Genomic DNA, 12,598 nt, shown 5'->3' on the forward strand with positions numbered 1-12,598 from the left:
GATATGAAAAAAGTTTTTTAATGTTGATCATGCTTGCCGGGTTGGCGGCCTATGGGCTGCCGGACTATGAGCGGTTTCTTCAAAAAGCCCGGGCTGGTGAGCCGATCACGGTCGCGTATCTCGGCGGTTCGATCACGGTTGGCGGTTCCACCTCGCCTGCGCAAGGGGTGGATCGAGTCGGCAGGAAGTATCGTTATGACATGGACATCAACCGCGATTCCTGGCGGGCGCTGACCTTCGAATGGCTTCGCGAAACCTACGAACAAAAGCCGGGCCAGTTCGTGCAGGTGTCTGCCGGGCTCGGTGCCACGGGCAGCATGATGGGCTCCTATCGTCTGGCCCGGGATATTCTCTCCTATAAGCCCGATCTTTTGTTTATTGAGTATGCGATTAACGATGGAGGGGTGGGCAAAATCACAAAGGAGAATCCCTTCGATCGCCGGTCCATTCTACGAACCTATCAAAGCATCATTTCCCGCGTGAAAAAACAGAATCCAGACTGCGCGATCTTTATTCCTATCAGCACTTATCGCGACGCGTTGACCCGGGAGCATGAACTGTTTCGTGCCAGTGCTGAAATGACAGAAAGGGCGGCGCATTGGTTTAAGGTGCCGTTTGCGGATATCACCAGGGTCTGTTATAAAGATCCGCTTCCGGAGGGACTTGAACGCGACCGGCTTTTTGACGGGCCTGAGAGTGCTGGAAACCGCGTGCATCCCTCTATGCAGGGGCACCGGGCCTATGCCGAAGGTGTGATTGCCGTGTTGAAAAAAGCGTTTGCCAATGAACCATTCAATTTTAAAAAGCAGCCGTTTGAAAACGTTGAGCCGTCCCCGCGATTCCCGCGATTTATTCCCGCCCGGGAGCTGATGCCGCACGCAACCGGCGACTGGAATCTTGAAGAGTATACGGAGCGCTGGGAGCGTGAGCCCTGCCTGGTCGGCTACCCCAGTCTGGTCACAACAGATCCTGATGCGGCATTGGAACTGGTATTGAAGGGAACGTCCATTGGTGCCTGGCTTCAGAGCGGTGCCGTCGAAGTTTTTCTCGACGGGAAAGCACTCGGCATTTATCGGAAGTCGGGCAAGGGGAAATCAAAATTCAAGGGTCGGTTCAGACTGTTTTCAAACGCGCTGGATCCTGATATGGAACACCGCCTTAAACTGATTCCGGTCGATTCAGAGAAGATTGTTTTGCACGGTTTGTTTGTGGATGAACTGCAAGACACCGGGGCCGATGAGGTCGAGCAGCGTACGATTGACATGTCGCTTTTGGAGGTAAAGGTGGAACAGGAGATTGACGATGGGTTCACCATTCCTCGGGAAAAGGACGCGTCGAGCGTCTTGGTCTGGGATTTTGATACGTTGGAGGGATGGGAAACCCAGAGTACTTGCAAGAAAAGTCTGGCGGACGGAATCCTCCACATAGAAATGATCGGGTCCAAAACGGCGGACAGGGCGCGTATTATCCATAAGGATATTTTAACCCTCGGCGGGCCATACACTGTAAATATTCGTCTCCGTTCGGTCGGCGGGACCGCCACGGGCGAGCGGGGGGTGGCGTTCTGGACTACACCCTCTTCCCCGAAAGTGGCAAATGGCAACCGCAAAGATTTTGCGGTTGTGAACGATGGGAAATGGCATGACTACGAGCTGGTGATTCCCGTGGCAGAGCCTCTGACTTCGCTCGTTCTTTATACCCGCTTCCTTCCAGGGATATCAGAGATTGATCGTGTCGAACTGAAGGGTCGCAGCAAATCAGAATAAAGAAAAAATCTTTTCGAAATGAAGAAAAAATCTCTACAAAAGATTATGTCCTTTTGCGGCCTCATGGCGGTTTTTTCCGCTTTGACCGCAGCGAATGCCCAGGCCATCCGGGTCGGGGATGCGGAACTGCTCTACACCATGGACGAGATTCCCATCCGCTACGACGGAACCATTTCCACTCTCAGGAAAGAGGGAAATGCCGTCTGCTTTTTTGGTTCGTTCGGCTGTCGGTTCGAACCCGGCGGTGAGCGCCGCAGCCGTCACTGGTGGTTTTCCGGGCCGCCCGAAGGTCCGCTGAAGATTCATCTGGAGAGCAGGACGGAAGAGGAATGCTGGGATTACAACGGCCATTATCAGGACACCGCCGAGGCCGGCATCTGGATACTGGCCGTGCACCGGCTTGCAACCGGCGGCCTCCTGGCCGTTACGCACGCGGAATACCGCTATCCCGATGATCGTCCGGATCAGTATGCAAGCGGACACCGCTTTGCCCTCGGCCTCGGGGATTCAACCGACGGCGGGGATCACTGGACTTATTGCGGCGAAATCGCTAAAGCCGCCAACGATGCGGTAAACGTAGGCGGCGGCGCCTATATCCTGCGGGAGGGGTATATCTATGCGTATTTCAACGATACGGATACTGCTTCCGGGCAAAGACTGGCCTGTGTGGTTCGCGCTCCGCTGGACGAGGTTGTACAGGCGGCCGTCCGGTACAAAGTGACAACATGGCATAAATATCGCGATGGAAAGTGGGATGTGCCTGGATTGTCCGGCCGGCCGGGTGGCGATATTCTGCCCCGGGGCTATGGCGGCGAAGACCTGCATGCCGATGCGGCCTTCTGTACCGCTCTCGATCAGTACCTGATGACGATCCACACGCATGGCGCCGGAAAACTGCTGCTGTTCTCATCAGAAGACGGCCTCGACTGGAAACAAACAATCGGCTGTGATTGACGAGACTGAGGAAGACGCCATGCAACCGTATGCGGCATTCGTTGATTACAACAGTCCTGTCGATGACGGTCTTGTTGTGGGAAACCGGTTCTATATTTATTATCCCCGGATGCAGATGAAAGACCAGAACAAGGCGCCCATGTACCGACGGCTGATCACAATTGAATAAAAAAGAAAGAGAAAGTCGAATGAAAGGCAGAAAAGTATCACTGATACGAATGTTTGGATATGCATTGGGAGAGGGGGCCACCTCGATCACCATGAACGGTATCTCCAACTTTGCGATGCTTTTTTATACCCAGGTGCTGGGACTGAGCGCGGCCTACGCCGGAATCGCATTGAGCATCACGACGCTGTGGGATGCGGTGACTGATCCGGTGATGGGGCACATCACGGACAATACGCGCAGTCGGTTCGGGCGGCGCCTGCCGTATGTCTTCTGGGGCGGCCTCGCGCTGGCGACCTCTTTCTTCCTGCTGTGGATACTGCCGGGGAAATTCACCGAAGCATCCGCGATTTTCTGGTGCATTCTGCTGATCAACCTCGTTGTTCGAACTGCTGTGACCGTGTTTGTGGTTCCTTATACCGCACTGGGGTTTGAAATGTGCCCGGACTATGTAGACCGTTCCCGGCTTCAGGGGGTGCGTTTCTTTCTCAATCAGATGGTCAATCTGGTTTTCGGCGCCGGGGCATGGTCCATGTTCTTCAGGGATCGGATTGCTGAAGACGGCAGTCGGATTGATGGAACGCAGATTCAGGGCAACTATCTGGTCATGGGGGGCGTGCTGGCGGTTGTTTCGTTCATCGCTATCATCAGCTGTGTCCTGGCGACCCGGCGCTATGCGGCCAACAGCCGGTCCATGTCGATGGAAGGCAACACCCTGAAGGCTTTTTTCAGGGACATGGCCGGGATTTTTACGGATCGGCTGGCCTGGTATGTGTTCGGATTTTTCGGAGTCGCCCAGCTGGCCATGCTGCTGGTCTCCCAGATCCAGATGTTCACCTATGTGCACTATATGCAGTTTGCGGATAATGAAAAAACCTGTGTGCACGGCACGGGGATGGTCGCCTTTGCACTGGGTTCCATTTGCCTGTCCAGGCTGGTGGCCCGCTTTGACAAAAAGGCGGCCGGGTATATCGGCATGATCATCAGTCTGTCGGGCGGACTGGCGCTTTTTGCAGTATTCTCAACCGGCCTGCTTGCTCCGCAGACCCTGTGGGGCGACGTTCCGATCGCAACGGTTCTTTTTGCTCTTTTCCAGGGAATGTGGTGGGGCGGCTGCGGGATTCTGGTGCCGCTGGCGCTTTCCATGATCGCGGATATTTCCGCGATTAACCGGCATCGCACCGGCGCGGCGAAAGACGGCAGTTATTCCGCGGTATTCAGTTTCTTCCTGAAGGCGGCAACGTCGTTCGGCCTGCTGATTACCGGTTGGCTGGTCACCTGGGCCGGGATCGTCTCCGGCGCGGAGCATCAGACGGTCGAGGCCGCCCGCAATGTTTCTGTGATGACCTTCCTGAGCGGTCCGGCGCTGGTCGTTCTCTCGTTCTTTATCCTGAGGAAATATCCGGTGGATCGGGCGTACATGGAAAAACTGCATTCGGAAGAATAGAAAGGAGAAAACAATGATGGCAACCCGTCGCAGATTTATGGAAGGAACGCTTCACGCGGCCATGCTTTCGGTTCTGGGCAACCGTGTGTTCGGTGCGCAGGCGGCATCCGGTTCATACGCTCTAAATCCGGCGTTTGAATATTTAAAAAAGTGGGTCGCTCCGACGGCTCCTTATACGCCGGACGGGCCGATGGTCCTGAAGTACGATATAATCAACTGGATGGGCGAAGGCGGGCCGCATAACACGGTGATCGGAAAGCTGATCCTTTCCCGCCTGCGCCGGGAACAGGGCCGCGTTGCCTTCCGTGTCGACTGTGCCTGCGGTCAGGATCACTGGGTATCCGAAGTCACCTGCCTTGACGACGTCTGGAACACGCCGGAAGAGTGGACGTTTACGTCAAAGCCGCTCAGCCCGGACACAAACTGCCGGAATCTGGTGGAGAACCGGTTTAAAGGCATTCGAAAGAAAACAGAACTGGAACTGACATGGGCTGGCGGTCGCAAAAAAAGCATTCCGTTTTCCGGCCCGATCCTGTTTCCGTTTGCTCTGCTGGCATCGCCGGAAAAATGGGCCCGGTCTTCTGCCGCTGACCAGCCGATGAATGCATTGCGGGAACTGCATTACCTGATGCCGGACCAGCGGTTCATCGCCGACGGAACGGTTGTCTTGACAGATGGCTCCTCACTGGGTTCCTTTCTTCAGTACGGTCCGGGAGGAATCCCCGTAAATTATGTCTCCGGTCCGACCGGCCTGCCTCTGGCCATGACCGGATTTCTGATTTCATATCTTTTGACCGATGCTGAGATCGGAGGTGCCGCATGAAAAAATGGAATATTATTTTCTGTCACGTGGATCAGCTGACGCAGACAGGAGTCTCTGCATACGGCGGTGAAAACGCCCGGACTCCCGGGATGGACCGCCTGGCGGCGGACGGGATTCTGTTCGAAGACAGTTTCTCCTCCAATCCGATCTGCTGTCCGGCCCGCAGCTGCTGGTATACCGGGCGCATGAGTTCGGAGCACGGAACGCTGGTTAATAATCAGTCGATTGAAGATTTCCCGGATCTTGGACAGTGGATGTCTGCGCGGGGATATCAATGCTTTTATGCCGGTAAATGGCATATCGCCCGCAATGTGGCCAAAAGTTTTAAACTGCTGCATCCCCAGTTTGCCCTGGGCGAACAGCACGACAGCGCCGTGACGCGGACCGCGGAGGCATTTCTTGAAAACTATTCCGATGAAGAGCCGTTTTTCCTGAACCTCGGGATGCTGAATCCCCATGACTGCTGTTATCTGAATTTGGCGAAGGATCATTTGGCCACAAAATTCGGAGTGGAACGTCATTTCCCTGAAGAAATTCCTCCGCGGATGAGATCATACGATCCGTCTAAACCGACAGGAAGCAAAGACTGGCCGGCCGACTGGGTCGATCTGTATCGCTACTATTATTTCCGGATGACCGAAATGGTCGATGCGGAAATCGGTCGGATTTACGATGCACTGCAAAATTCCCGCTTTGCGGAAAATACAGTATTCATCTTTTCCGCCGATCACGGTGAAATGATGAGCGCTCATAACCTCTTCAAAAAGAGCCGCCCGTATGACGAGGCGCTGAAAGTTCCGCTGATCGTCGTGCAGCCCGGCCTGCCGGGCGGCCGACGCGATGCCAGCCATCTGATTTCCAGTGTGGATGTACCCGCCACGATTCTGGATTACGCCGGAATAGAATGCATGCCGGATATGAGTGTCGCGAAAAGTTTCCGTCCGGCAATCGAAGGAAAAGATGTTGCGTGGCGGGAGTATGTCCCGTGTGAAATCTTTCAGGGAGGCCCCCAGATCGTCCTGACGGATAAACGGTATAAATATTACCGGCACTTTAAAACCGGCGAGATGATGCTGTTTGATCGGATCGCCGATCCGGATGAACTCAGCAACCTGGCAGATCAGCCGGATCTCGCCGGCGTGCTGCAACGGTTTGAAACAAGGCAGCAGGAATATTTTGAAACAATCATTCCATCCGCCCGTTACCGGGAAGAAATGAAAAAAGCCCGGAAGGCATAAAGGTGAGAGCATGAAAAAAACGATCGACCGGCGCCGGTTTCTGTGTCGCAGCGGACTGATGGGAGCCGGAGTGCTTGCCGGCTGCAGAAACATAGGAAACGGATTATCCGGTTCAGACGGGACTCGGTTGAAAAAGTATGCTGCGCAGTTCGCGTGGCAGGGGCACCCGGAAGCTTATATTCGTCATACTCTTGGGCTGGGAAAAGGCAGCTGTTCCATTCGCTGTTCAGATGAAGTATTGCAGCCGGATCAGCGTGTGGAGTGGGTTGAGATTACGTATGTTTCTCCCGACGAAGGAATTGCTGCCGGCGGCAGTGTGACGCTGTCGGTGCCGCCAGGTCCGGCGGATGCTGCGGTGCAGATTGATGATTCGGCGAAGCCTGCATTTATGGAGGTTCGCGCGGATGCTGCTTTTTCTGTGGAGCTGAAATATCCTCCGTTCGAAGTTCAGGAAAACTGTTTGGTTCGCAAGTCCCGTGTCGAGGTTTGTTTTCCGGAAGGGCTCGCGCCCCGGATGCCGGTTTCTTTTCTCTGGCATGATGTCAAATTGGATACGCATGCCCGGCGCTGGGATGGGGACAGTTGGCGTTTTCAGCTTCTTGCAGATCATAACGGCGATGGGCAGAGCGAAGAGTTGCCGCAGACGGCAGAGGTTCCCAAGCAATCCGGTCCCGCTGATTATCTTCTTGTTCGGTGTGCATCCATGGCGCTGCCTGGTGAGCCGGTACGTGTGAACGTGGCGGCATTCGACCGGTTTAATAATCCGGCGCAATGTTATCGGGGGAAGATCAGTTTCCGGTTGGAGAGCGGTGCTGAAGGAAACTTGCCTGCCTCATATCGTTTTGTGGAGGAAGACAGGGGGGCTCATCTCTTTTCTGTATCCTTTGATGTGCCTGGTTTTTACTGGCTTCTTGTTGAAGATGAAGAGGGTCGATCCTGCCGTTCGAACCCAATCGAGATTGTGGCGGAAGAGCCGGCTCGTCGTCTTTTTTGGGGAGATTTGCATGTGCACACCGAGAAGTCAGCCGATGCCAGAGTGTGGGCGCATACGACATCGACGTATGCCGGATCGTATAACATCGGTCGTTATCGCTATGGACTCGACTTTCAGGCGAATACGGATCATCACGGCTTGCTTCAGGGTAATTATACCCGGGACGAATGGGAGGAAATGCAGCGCGTTACGAACCGGGCGGATGACCCCGGACAGTTTGTTGCCATCATCGCCAATGAATATTCCCATGCTCAGGGCGATGCCAATGCTTATTTCAAGGAAAGCCGCGTGCCGTATTTTGATCACGAGCCCTATGAATCGAGCAGCTATCCGGAAGGCCTTTTCAACCAGCTGCATCCATATCGCTGCCCGCTGATCCCGCTGATCCCGCATCATGTTGCGCAGAATATGCGCCCGTTCAACTGGGGCAACTATGATTCCGCCCTGATGAGCGTTTGCGAAATATTTTCCAATCATGGACGGACGGAATATCTCCATAATAAGCCCCATTATTCGCATAAGAAGATTCCGACAATGGAAGGGGAGACCTGGGTGGAGCAGCTCCAGGCAGGAAAAATGATGGGGTGCGTGGCCGCCGGCGACGACCACTGGGCCCGTCCGGGGACTTGCGGATTGACGGGGGTCTGGGCGCCTTCTTTTGACCGCGCTGGAATCTGTGATGCGGTTTATACCCGGCACTGTATTGCCACGACCGGTGACCGCAGCATTCTGCACGTCAAAACAAACGGGGTTGAGTCCGGACAGACGGTTCCGGCCTCTGACAAGGTAACCGTTGAAGTTCGGGCTGCTGCCGGGTCTCCGATTGAAAAGGTTGAAATTATCAGGGACGGCGCGACTGTTCATTCGGAAGTTTTGGATTCCATGACTGCTGAGCTGAGTTGGACAGACTCTTCTCCCGGCAGCTGGTACTATGTTCGCCTGACCATTCAAGCGCAGAGTATCTGCGAAGAGTACATGCGTGGTAAAACCCAGTTTGTCTGGAGCTCGCCGGTATGGGTGAGCCCGTCTCCGGCGTAAAACTGGCCGCGGCTCAGGAGAGTACGCTGATTGATTGAGTCGCGGTTTTGTCGTTTTGCTTCCTGCGGTATACCGGCGTCAGGCAGGTGTTATCTGTTTCGGTTATCCTGTAATGGTTTTGTTTTGTGAATCGGTATGGGGGGCGAGGGTTGATTCTGTTTTCAGGCTTTTTATGTTGTGTAAATTTGCATCAAATATTGTCTTAAGCTGTTTTTTCTACACCTTATTTTGTCCCGAAAAACACCACTTATATTTGGTTTTTTTGTTGTAGCTCGTATTTGTGATAAAAAATGTGCATAAAAAATTTGATCAGTTTTTGTTGCGGGGGTAGCATCGGTCTTGGAGATAGGGAGGATAAAAAAATACGAAAGGATGTGGGCGATGGGTACAAGAAACAGGTGGCTAGGCGTTGTGATCTCGGCGATTATGGTTGGCGTGTGGGTTTGTTCGGTATCGGCAGCTCTTTTTGAACAGGATTTTTCAAGTTCAACCAATGTGGCTGATTATATCGATGATACAGCTCCGACAGCGAATCAGTTTACGCTGATCAATGGCGCGACGGCTTCCGTTGAGGACGGTCGGCTGAAGCTGATCAAGGACGCCGGTGTCGGAGGAAATATCCGGCGATGGATCGATATGGAGGGCTCTCCCGTTACGGCCATGTCTTTTGCGTTCGATATGGAACTGTCTTTTTCGGAAGTCGCCGATACGCGGTTGTTTACCGGAACGATCGGAGAAGAAGGAAGTGGAAATCACTGGATGGCGTGGGGGGTTGAGGCGACAGGTACGGATAATGAGTGGAAGGTGACCGGGACCACAGACGCGTTCACTGGAGTGCAGACTGTGACGATTTTTTTGAATGATTCGTCCGAGAGCCCAATCAGCTACACAGATCCGGAGGGAGGCACTCAGCTTCTGGCCGCAAATTCATATGATGTATGGGTTGGAGCCACTCAGGTGGCGGACGGAAAAACAGACGCGTTCGTCCATCCGGAAAAAGACTTGAAAGTGTTTGATTTGGGATTGGTTGAGGCTCCTTCGGTTGCCTACTATTTTGACAGCTTCGATGTTCAGAAAATTCCCGAAAGTTCGATGGTAACTATCTATCAGGATGATTTCAGTGGAGCGGCAACAAATTCCGCAAAGGTTTCGGTTCCGGAGATCTCGCTGCCCGGGTTTTATCCGGCTTCGGCTCTGACAGGATTGGACGGAAACGGTCGTTTGGAGGCTGCTGGTGCTGGTGCGAATGCAAACTATCGGTTTCGGATTGATACACAGCCTTTGACGGATGATTCGCAAATTCAAGACATCAAATATAAAGTAGTGATGCGTACACCGACCAACGACTGGATAATGATTGGTTTTCAGCAGTACAATGCAAACGGGTTGCTGACGACGGAAGCCGATGTCGGACCGGTTGTTCAGTTCAATCCGAACGGCACTGTAATTCTGCGCGGCGGCAGTTATCCTGCTGGAAATAATTCGGCGGGGCTCCCGGCTTACTATACCGGCTCCGATATCATTATCGCTGAGATGACGTACCATGTTGGGGATCAGACCATGGACTTGGTGATTAACGACAAGATTATTGCTATGGCTTTTGATCTCGGTCATGAGTTTCCTGCAGGTATAAGTTCCGACCCGGTCGTCTATTGGTTGCAGGCACAGTTGCGCAACCAGCAGACTGCGGCAAACGGGGGTGCGTATCTTGATAGCCTTCAAATTGATGTGGCATATACAAAAACAATTCCTTTGGGAGCCCCGGTGATCGTTTATCAGGATGATTTTAGTGGGCCGGCAACGACTGCCGCTTCTGTTTCTGTTCCGGAAGTATATTCATCGGGATTTTCCCCGATCTCATTTAATACCGGTCTGGACGGAAACGGCTTGCTGGAGTCGGTTGGGTTGAATCCCAATACGGATTTCCGGTTTCAGATTGCGACGGATCCGCTCACCGATGATGTTGCGGTGGAGGACATCAAATACACCGCCGAAATACGCGTGCCGGCCAACGACTGGGTGATGATCGGGTTTCAGGGAGCGGACAGTGTTGGCATGTTGAGTGAAGATGCCAATGTTGGCCCGATGGTCCTGTTCGCTCCGGCCTATACAAAGATTTTTGGCGGGACATGGGGCGGAGGAAATCAAACGCCGAACTTCCAGGGCTACGGATCCGAAGTTATTACTGCCGAGATGACCTATCATGTCACTGCGCAGACTGTGGATCTGGCGATTAATGGTACGACGCTTACCAACGGATTTGCTATTGGTCACGAGTTTCCCCTCGGCACCAATTCCGACCCCGTTGTGAACATCCTTCAGGTCGTGCTGCGCAACCAGACGAATGCGGCAAGCGGCGGCGCCTATATTGACAGCCTGAAAGTCGAGAAGACATTCACGACTGTCGGCTATGTCGGGTGGGCGCTGAGCTGGAGTGTGGATATCGGCGCGTCAACCAACGATTATGATGGTGACGGGCTGTCCAATTTATATGAATACGGTTTGGGGGGAGACCCGACCGATGCTTTGGATCAAGGGACCTCTCCGACTGTCGCTATCGAGAATGTGGGTGGAACCAACTGGCTCAATTATGTTTGTCCGCAACGCTCAGATGCGGGCGGTGAGCTGACATATTCTGTTGAATTGACGACTAATCTCGTTTCCGGGACATGGGTGAATGCCGGGTACTCTGTACTTGGAACCAATGTGACCGGCGACAGTTTGGATTTTGTTACAAATACGGTTGATATGATGGAAGATCAGAAGTTTATTCGACTGATTATAGAATAGCATGGTTTCAAATCTACCCGAGCAGTCTTGGCGACTAAAAAAGTCGGGCCTGATCGGGTAGGTAAGGCTCTTCCTCAACGACGGGGGCAAGGGCGATCTCTGACTGCTAAGGTAGCAGTTGGATAAAAAAAGGGATCGCTATGCCCAAAGAGAAGATAGACCTCGTCGGCCCCGGCATCAAGGTTCATTCCGTAGTCCGCCACGGTGGCGTGATGATTCATGCCGAGTACGTTGGCCCGGTGGCCTGTCCGCAATGCAGTTCAGAGCAGCTGCGCACTAAGGATCGATTTGTACGGAAGCTGCGTCATGAAAGCATTGGAACGAAAAACACCTGGCTGTACTTGACGCTGCGTAAATATCGCTGCGAAGACTGCAGACGCTATTTTAGGGCCCGAGTGCCCGGCCTGCTGCCGTACCGGCGCAGTACCGAGATGTTCCGTCAGGAGATCTTTATGGGTCACCGTGACGGCATCAGCCAGCAACAGCTGCACCGCACCCGGCGGATCGGATCCGCTACTGTCGAGCGGTGGTTTCATGAACATCTGGAGCTTAAAGAGAAGATGTTTTCCAGCCGGTTGTGCCCGACGGTTCTGGGTATTGATGAACACTTCTTCACCAAGAAGCAGGGATACGCAACGACCTTCTGTGACCTGCAGAAGCATCGGATATTCGAGGTAGCCAAGGGACGATCGGAGCACTCCCTGCATAGCGCTCTGATGCGAATGAAAGGCCGAGAGCGCGTTCAGGTGGTCTGTATCGACCTTTCATCAAGCTATCGCAGCTTGGCTCGGAAGTATTTCCCGAATGCATTGATCGTCAGCGATCGGTTCCATGTGGTGCGAACCGTCATCCGCCATTTCCTCGACACATGGAAGCTACTTGACCCTGTAGGGCGTAAAAACCGTGGGCTGCTATCGCTGATGCGCCGAAAAAGCGGCAATCTGCATCCAGACCAACAGGCCCGTCTGGAGCGATATTTTGAGCAGAACCCAGCGATTGGTATGGTGTACAAGGCCAAAGAGGAGCTATGCGAACTGCTTAACCAGAAGCATCGAACACAAAAGGATTGCCGGCCGCTAATCTCACGCCTGCTGTACTGGATCGATCAGCTGCGCAACAGTCCATTCGAGCCGTTGCGCACGCTGGGGGCCACATTGAGTTCCTGGCGCGATGAGATCGCCCGGATGTGGAGGTTCACCCGCAACAACGGCATTACAGAAGGCTTCCATACCAAGATGGAGCTGATTCAGAGAAGAGCCTATGGCTTCAGGAATTTCGACAATTACAGATTGAGAGTAATTGTGATGTGTGGTTAATAAAAATTCGCCCTTGCCCCCGTCTTTGGGGAAGAGCCAGAGCCGAGCCGCCTTTATCTGGTCGGG

At 53.5% G+C, this 12,598-nt stretch carries 9 protein-coding genes; all 9 read left to right on the forward strand.

Annotated features, from left to right (window positions below):
• Positions 1–20 precede the first annotated feature (20 nt).
• The 9 genes from GT409_RS10295 to GT409_RS10335 all read left to right on the forward strand — a co-directional run bounded on the left by GT409_RS10295 (position 21) and on the right by GT409_RS10335 (position 12,532).
• Complete coding sequence (locus GT409_RS10295; RefSeq protein ID WP_160629004.1) at positions 21–1,766, forward strand: SGNH/GDSL hydrolase family protein; 1,746 nt, start codon at positions 21–23, stop codon at positions 1,764–1,766.
• A gap of 18 nt (positions 1,767–1,784) precedes the next feature.
• Positions 1,785–2,720, forward strand: coding sequence for a hypothetical protein (locus GT409_RS10300; RefSeq protein ID WP_160629005.1), 936 nt, complete (start codon positions 1,785–1,787; stop codon positions 2,718–2,720).
• Positions 2,713–2,889 (forward strand): hypothetical protein, encoded by a 177-nt coding sequence (locus tag GT409_RS10305; RefSeq protein WP_160629006.1) that lies wholly within the window; start codon positions 2,713–2,715, stop codon positions 2,887–2,889. The genes GT409_RS10300 and GT409_RS10305 overlap by 8 nt, the downstream gene beginning before the upstream one ends.
• A 19-nt stretch (positions 2,890–2,908) precedes the next feature.
• Positions 2,909–4,333 carry an MFS transporter gene (locus tag GT409_RS10310; RefSeq protein ID WP_160629007.1) on the forward strand — a complete coding sequence of 475 codons (1,425 nt, stop codon included), beginning with the start codon at positions 2,909–2,911 and terminating at the stop codon, positions 4,331–4,333.
• Between the two features lie 13 nt (positions 4,334–4,346).
• Positions 4,347–5,156 carry a hypothetical protein gene (locus GT409_RS10315; RefSeq protein ID WP_160629008.1) on the forward strand — a complete coding sequence of 270 codons (810 nt, stop codon included), beginning with the start codon at positions 4,347–4,349 and terminating at the stop codon, positions 5,154–5,156.
• On the forward strand, positions 5,153–6,394 hold the full coding sequence (locus GT409_RS10320; RefSeq protein ID WP_160629009.1) for a sulfatase family protein: 1,242 nt from the start codon (positions 5,153–5,155) through the stop codon (positions 6,392–6,394). Before GT409_RS10315 ends, GT409_RS10320 begins: the two co-directional genes overlap by 4 nt.
• Before the next feature lie 10 nt (positions 6,395–6,404).
• Positions 6,405–8,426: a CehA/McbA family metallohydrolase domain-containing protein gene (locus GT409_RS10325; protein ID WP_160629010.1), complete on the forward strand. Its 2,022-nt coding sequence runs from the start codon at positions 6,405–6,407 to the stop codon at positions 8,424–8,426.
• Positions 8,427–8,807: 381 nt separating this feature from the next.
• Positions 8,808–11,216 carry a hypothetical protein gene (locus tag GT409_RS10330; protein WP_160629011.1) on the forward strand — a complete coding sequence of 803 codons (2,409 nt, stop codon included), beginning with the start codon at positions 8,808–8,810 and terminating at the stop codon, positions 11,214–11,216.
• A 140-nt stretch (positions 11,217–11,356) separates the two neighbouring features.
• Entirely contained in the window at positions 11,357–12,532 is a 1,176-nt protein-coding gene (locus tag GT409_RS10335) for an ISL3 family transposase (RefSeq protein ID WP_160629012.1), read from the forward strand.
• The last annotated feature ends 66 nt before the right edge of the window (positions 12,533–12,598 follow it).

The organism is Tichowtungia aerotolerans (assembly GCF_009905215.1).
Lineage (GTDB): Bacteria > Verrucomicrobiota > Kiritimatiellia > Kiritimatiellales > Tichowtungiaceae > Tichowtungia > Tichowtungia aerotolerans.

Coding starts and splice junctions, on each gene's coding strand:
- GT409_RS10295 (WP_160629004.1), top strand. CDS start 21: ATGTTGATCATGCTTGCCGGGTTGGCGGCCTATGGGCTGCCGGACTAT.
- GT409_RS10300 (WP_160629005.1), top strand. CDS start 1,785: ATGAAGAAAAAATCTCTACAAAAGATTATGTCCTTTTGCGGCCTCATG.
- GT409_RS10310 (WP_160629007.1), top strand. CDS start 2,909: ATGAAAGGCAGAAAAGTATCACTGATACGAATGTTTGGATATGCATTG.
- GT409_RS10315 (WP_160629008.1), top strand. CDS start 4,347: ATGATGGCAACCCGTCGCAGATTTATGGAAGGAACGCTTCACGCGGCC.
- GT409_RS10320 (WP_160629009.1), top strand. CDS start 5,153: ATGAAAAAATGGAATATTATTTTCTGTCACGTGGATCAGCTGACGCAG.
- GT409_RS10325 (WP_160629010.1), top strand. CDS start 6,405: ATGAAAAAAACGATCGACCGGCGCCGGTTTCTGTGTCGCAGCGGACTG.
- GT409_RS10330 (WP_160629011.1), top strand. CDS start 8,808: ATGGGTACAAGAAACAGGTGGCTAGGCGTTGTGATCTCGGCGATTATG.
- GT409_RS10335 (WP_160629012.1), top strand. CDS start 11,357: ATGCCCAAAGAGAAGATAGACCTCGTCGGCCCCGGCATCAAGGTTCAT.